4 protein-coding genes are annotated in these 2,647 nt (G+C 70.3%); 1 reads left to right on the plus strand and 3 read right to left on the minus strand.

Annotated features, from left to right (window positions below; all coding sequences use genetic code 11):
* Window positions 1-581 (plus strand): SDR family NAD(P)-dependent oxidoreductase (locus QOL99_RS16375; RefSeq protein ID WP_285525378.1); only part of this gene is annotated, 581 nt, incomplete at its 5' end.
* Between the two features lie 243 nt (window positions 582-824).
* Here QOL99_RS16375 and QOL99_RS16380 read toward each other — a convergent pair.
* The 3 genes from QOL99_RS16380 to QOL99_RS16390 form a co-directional block, all read right to left on the minus strand.
* Window positions 825-1,259, minus strand: coding sequence for a disulfide bond formation protein B (locus QOL99_RS16380; protein WP_285525380.1), 435 nt, complete (start codon window positions 1,257-1,259; stop codon window positions 825-827).
* A gap of 8 nt (window positions 1,260-1,267) precedes the next feature.
* The gene (locus tag QOL99_RS16385) at window positions 1,268-1,957 is read right to left on the minus strand and encodes a DsbA family protein (RefSeq protein WP_285525382.1); all 690 of its coding nucleotides are present in this window, start codon (window positions 1,955-1,957) and stop codon (window positions 1,268-1,270) included.
* 87 nt (window positions 1,958-2,044) lie between these two features.
* The coding region (locus QOL99_RS16390; protein ID WP_326522599.1) for a hypothetical protein at window positions 2,045-2,647 on the minus strand (603 nt) is incomplete at its 5' end.

The following is a 2,647-nucleotide window of genomic DNA, read 5'->3' on the forward strand; positions in this document are numbered from 1 at the left end:
CCGGGCGCGAGCGCATCGTGCGGGCGGCGCGGCAGGAGGGCGGGGTCGCCGTGCTGGTCAACAACGCCGCCTTCCAGGGCGCGTCCGGCAGCGTGCTGGAGGTCAGCGAGCGGGGCTGGAGCCGCACCCTGGTCGTGAACCTGACGGCCCCGCTGCTGCTGACGCGGGCGCTGATCGACCTGATGGGGTCCGGAAGTGCGGTGGTGAACGTGGCGAGCGTGCAGGGCCTCCTCGCCGAGCAGAACAACGCCGCCTACAACGCCAGCAAGGGTGGGCTGGTCAACCTCACCCGCGCCATGAGCCTCGACCTCGCTCCGCGCGGCGTGCGCGTCAACGCCGTGGCCCCCGGCGCGGTCGCCACCGAGAGCGTCCTGGCCGCCATCGCAGAGTCTGGCGACCCCGAGCAGACCCGCCGCGATTACGAGGACCTGCACGCCCTGCGCCGCCTGGGCGAACCGCGCGAGGTGGCGCAGGCGGTCTATTTCCTGGGCAGCCCCGAGGCCAGCTTCCTGACCGGAGTGATTCTTCCGGTCGATGGCGGGATGACGGCCAGTTTCATGATGGCGGGAAGGCCGGTTTAGAGCATTTGCCATAAGAATGCGGTGGGTGTCCTCATGCGTTGGCCGAGCGGACTGGCAAAGCTGCGCAGCAGAGCGAGCGAATTGACGAAGAGCATTGGGCATTCGGGGAGGCACCTGGGGCGCCCTTCCCCGGGAGCCGCCATTCTCTCCTGCGGGGCCTGGCAAGTCCGCTTGGTCGGCGAGAAGGTCCCTTCTTGACAGGTGCTGCATACGGAGTCCGTGTCAGGTCCCCACCAACGAGGGCTACAGCGTCTTCTCGCGCCGCCAGGCCAGCAGTCCGATGATCAGCGTGAAGGCGATCATGGACAGCACCGGAATGGTCAGCACCGAGTTCAGGCCCGCCAGGGGACCGCCCCACACGGGCCAGGGCACGTCGCAGGGCACGGCGTTGTTCGCGCTGCACACCCGCAGCACCGGGATCACGCCCCAGTCCTCCAGGTTCTGAATCAGCGCGGTCAGCCCGCCGATGCCCGCCAGCGGCAGCGCATACCCGCGGATGCCCAGGTCGCCGCGCAGGGCCGCGATTCCCAGCAGCAGCGACAGCGGATACATGGCGATGCGCTGGTACCAGCACAGCACGCAGGGGGCAAAGCCCCGGATCTCGCTGAGGTACAGGCTCCCCAGCGTCGCGACCAGGGAGACGACCCAGGCGAGATACAGGCGGTTGTCGCGGGTCACGGGGGGCCTCAGTTGCTGCTGGCCGCGTCGATGGCCCGGCCGACGGTCGCGGCGTCGTAGCTCTCGACGAGTGTGCCGTTCACGTAGACGGCGGGCGTGCCGGTGGCCTCGGCCCGGCGGGCCTGGGCCTCGTCGGCTTCGACGGCAGCGGCGGTCTCGTCCTCGTCCAGGCAGGTGCCGAAGCGGGCCTGGTCCAGCCCTTCCACGTTGCCCGCGAGGTCCTTCAGGCGCGACTTGCTGGCCCACACCTCGCCCTCGGACCCCTGCGCCCGGAAGATGATCTGCTTGAGGTTCTCGTAAGCCTCGCTGCCGCCCTGCACAAAGGCGCACTCCACGGCCTGGGCCGCGAACTTGCTGTCATCCTCGGGCAGGCGGGCGGACTCGGCCAGGAAGGGGAAGTTCATGGAAACCAGCTTGGCCTTGCCGGTGTCGAGGTACTGGGAGCGGATCTGGGGCAGGTGCTCTTCCTCGAACCGCTTGCAGTTGGGACACTTGAAGTCCTCGAAGACGACCACCGTGACGGGCGCGCCGGCCTGTCCCAGCACCGGCTGGTCCGCGAGGTCGAAGGTGACGGTGTCGCCGCTGTCCCCGGAGTTGCCGCGCACCGCGTAGACGGCGAGTGCGATCAGGAGGGCGGCGATCAGCGTACCGATCACCAGCACCGTGCGGTTCTGGTTGTTGCCTTGCAGTCGGGTCACCCCTGAAGTGTAGTTCAAGTTGCCGAACCCCGGCAGGCAAAACGCCCCACCGGGGTCAGCGGCGGGGCGTTGGGGCAGGAAAGAGAGTCAGCCGGGGCGCGGCGCGTCGTGGCCCTCGGAGGCCAGAGCGTCCGGAAAGTCAAAGGTCACGGCCGCGAGGGGCACGCCCGCGGCCAGAGTCGCCGCCCGCTGCCGGGCACGGCGCCGCAACAGGGCCTGGGTCACCTGGCGAATCAAGCTGACGCCCAGTCCCACGGCCACCGCGAGCAGGGCACCCCGCAGAAAGGCAGGATCGCCCGGCAGCTTCAGCCCGGGGTCCAGCTCGGTTCCGAAGCGGGCGACCGCGAGCAGCGGCAGCGCGAAGACCGCCGCCGCAAAGGGCAGCACGAACGGCCCCCCGGAGTGCTTGACCAGCAGCAGGGCCAGCAGCGCTCCGCCCACCAGTGGCACGATCACGCTCCACCCGGCGGGCTCCGGCGTCGGCGCAAAGAAGGCCAGCCCGCCCAGCAGCACCCCGAGATACCCGAACCAGCCCCCGAACTCGTCGGCCAGCAGGGTCAGCAGCACCCAGGCGACCAGCAGCGCGGGCCACGCGCCCGGCGTCCACATCAGGTAGGCCAGCAGGCCCAGCAGCGCCCAGCCGCCCAGCAGCCGCAGGGCCGTACGCAGGCCAGAGCGGTCCCGCGCGGG

This window comes from Deinococcus rhizophilus (genome assembly GCF_030271215.1).
Classification (GTDB): Bacteria; Deinococcota; Deinococci; order Deinococcales; family Deinococcaceae; genus Deinococcus; species Deinococcus rhizophilus.